The sequence below is a fragment of the Streptomyces sp. NPDC007162 genome, from assembly GCF_040634175.1.
In the GTDB taxonomy this organism is placed as follows: Bacteria; Actinomycetota; Actinomycetes; order Streptomycetales; family Streptomycetaceae; genus Streptomyces.
The window spans coordinates 1-2,071 of the sequence record NZ_JBEYFC010000908.1 but is presented as its reverse complement, the minus strand read 5'-3'; the positions used below and the strand labels follow the sequence as shown (position 1 = coordinate 2,071).

Here is a 2,071-nt window from a genome sequence, read left to right as displayed (position 1 = left end):
GTCGCATACGCGGATGCCGAGCGTGCTGCCTCGAGAGCGACCAGCACGTCGGCCAGCCTGTGCTTGACCGCCTGGAAGGAGCCGATGGGGCGCCCGAACTGCCGGCGCTGGGCGGCGAATTCGACGGTGGCGTCCAGCGCGTGGCCGCTGCCGCCGACCTGCTCGGCGGCGAGCGCGGCCCGCCCGGCGTCGAGTGCCGCCGTCACCTCACCCGACTCGCCCACGGGTGTGGCCGGTGCGCCACGGAACTCCACCAGCGCCTGGCGGCGCGTCTCGTCCAGGACGCGGCGAGGTGTCCGCGGGCAGGTGTCCTCGGCCGGCTCGCAGGCGAACAGCCGAGCACCCTCGGGGGTTCGGGCCCGAACCACGATCAGGTCCGCGCCGGCTCCGTCCAGTACGAAGTCGGCCGCTCCGCGCAGTACCCACCCCGGGCCGCTCCGCTCGGCGACGACGCCGGGCTCGGCCTCGTCGAACCCGGCCAGCGTCGCGGTGAGCGTGCCGTCCGCGATCCGCGGCAGATAGCGTTCGCACGCCTTCCGGTCCCCGTTGTTCAGCAGGGCGTGCGCGGCGAGGACCACCGTGGGAAGCAGTGGCGCGCAGTACAGCGCACGCCCTGATTCCTCCAGAACCACGGCCAGTTCGGCGAAGGTGAAGCCGGCCCCGCCGAACTCCTCGGGAATCGCCAGGCCATGGACCCCGATCTCGCCCGCGAGCCGCGCCCACAACGTCTCGTCGTGTCCGCGCGGGGTGGCCAGGTGCTTGCGGACGTCCTCGGGACCGCTCTCCTCGGTGAAGAAGTCCCGCAGGACCGTGCGCAGTTCCCGCTGTTCCTCGGTCTCGGACAGCAGCTGGGGGTCGATGTCGGGGTGACGGTGGTGCATGGGGTCTCCATCGTGATCGGGTGGCGGAGAGGGGTGGGTGACCGGACGGGGCTGAGGTCAGCCGGCGGAGCCGCGCGTCCCGGGTCCGGTTCCGCGCGGAACGTTCCTGGTGACCGACTCGGGGAGCTCTTGGCTGGGGTCGATCGAGATCGTCTTCGTCTGGAGGTACTCCTCCACGGCGTAGGGACCGTGCTCGCGACCGATCCCGGACTTCTTGAACCCGCCGAACGGCGAGCCCAGGTCGGCTGCGAACGTGTTGACCGAGAACGTGCCGGTGCGCACGCGTCTGGCGACCTCGAAGCCGTGTGCCGTGTCCGCCGTGAACACGGCGCCCGCGAGCCCCAGGTCACTGTCGTTGGCGATACGGACGGCGTCGTCCTCACCGCGGTGGGGGATGAGCGAGGCGACGGGTCCGAAGATCTCCTCCCTGGAGACCCTCATGTCGTTGTGGGCGTCGGTGACGAGTGTCGGCTCGTAGTACCAGCCGCGCTCCAGGTGCGACGGGCGGCGGCCACCGTAGGCGATCGTCGCGCCCTCCTTGCGTGCCACATCCACGTAGTACTCGACGCGTTCGCGCTGGCGCGAGGTGACCAGCGGTCCGACCACGGTGTCGGCTTCCATGGGGTCGCCGACCTTGAGCGACGCGAAGCCGTCGGCCAGGGCCTCCGCGTAGGCGCGGTACTGGGACTCGGGGACCAGGAGCCGCGACAGGGCGACGCAGCTCTGGCCCGCGTTGGTGCCGGCGGTGGCCCCGACGAGGGTGGGCAGCACGTCCTCCAGCTTCGCGTCCTCGAGCACGATGGCCGCGGACTTGCCGCCGAGCTCCAGCACGCACGGTCGGACGAGTTCTCCGCAGGCCGCCGCGATCTTGGCGCCGACCTCGGCCGAGCCGGTGAAGCTGACCATGTCCACACCGGGGTGGCGCACCAGGTACTCCGACTCCGGGGCGCGCGCCGCGACGATGTTCAGGACACCGGGCGGCAGGCCGATCTCCGCACAGATCTCACCGATGACGAAGATCGCCAGCGGGTTGGGTTCGGTGACCTTGACGATGACGGTGCAGCCCGCGACCATCGCCGGCCCGGCCTTCTGGCCGATCGCCGGGAGCGCGAAGTTGTACGCCGGAAAGCTGGCGACCACGCCAACGGGTTCCTTGACGACCAGGCTGGCGCCCGCCATGGGGATGATGC

Annotated in this window: 2 protein-coding genes; both read right to left on the bottom strand. The window is 71.3% G+C overall.

What is annotated here, in order from left to right; genetic code table 11:
• Positions 1-881 (bottom strand): acyl-CoA dehydrogenase family protein (locus tag ABZ646_RS45675; protein ID WP_360533445.1); only part of this gene is annotated, 881 nt, incomplete at its 3' end.
• A gap of 57 nt (positions 882-938) precedes the next feature.
• The coding region (locus ABZ646_RS45670; RefSeq protein ID WP_360533443.1) for an aldehyde dehydrogenase family protein at positions 939-2,071 on the bottom strand (1,133 nt) is incomplete at its 5' end.